This window comes from Vibrio sp. 1288 (genome assembly GCF_033344475.1).
The window spans coordinates 1-843 of the sequence record NZ_JAWPOX010000302.1; the positions used below are offsets into that span (position 1 = coordinate 1).

General features: G+C 44.2%; 1 protein-coding gene. It reads right to left on the reverse strand.

The features are described from left to right. Nucleotides 1-65: 65 nt before the first annotated feature. Nucleotides 66-843 (reverse strand): GGDEF domain-containing protein (locus R8O11_RS26385; protein ID WP_318194764.1); only part of this gene is annotated, 778 nt, incomplete at its 5' end.

Consider the following 843-nt stretch of genomic DNA (forward strand, 5'->3'; position numbering starts at 1 on the left):
AAAAGGGCGATATTATCGCCCTTTTAGCTATTTGTCAGACGGCCTTTTAGCAAGCGCGCCTCGAACTAATAACAAATCTTGTTCTTTCCGTTACTTTTCGCTTCATAGAGCTTCTCATCAGCCGCCTTGAACAGTTCATCAAAGCTTTCTGCTTTGCTTGCAGAGCTAAAGACCACACCACCCGACACGGTAAATCCATTCTTCGTAACTCGTCGTGATCGTTCATCAATCGCTTTTTTGACTCGTTCGAGAATGTGCTTCATCCCTTCAATATCTTCATCGTATATCGCGAGAATAAACTCTTCGCCACCAAAGCGAGATGCGACGTCACTGTGACGAATGTTGTCTCGGATGCACTTCGCGACCAGTTGAATCGCAGAGTCACCTACATCATGGCCGTAAGTATCATTGATAGTCTTAAAGTTATCGATATCGAACACAGCCAATGCCACGTTCTTCTTCGTCATTTTATTACGCCAAACGGCCTGCATTCCTCTGCGGTTGAGCAGCCCTGTCATTGGGTCTCTTGCAGCAAGATCTTTAAAGTAGCGACGTTCGGTGTGCATGTTGACATAAAACAGTACTACGGTACTCAATACGTAAATAAAGACCGCGACCATGATGCTGTACTTTTCAAAGAACGTTAAATTCTTAATCTCGCTCCATAAGTTATATTCGTAATAAATACTGTGATTGGCACTCAAGCGCTCTTTTTCAATGGGCTTGATCCGCACGGCATCTTCAGGAATCGTTTGGAAATTGGAAACTAAGTGCAACTTCCCGACAAGGTTTTCAGAAGTCATGAGCAGCGCATCGACATCAAAATCAATCGAGAGCACCCCT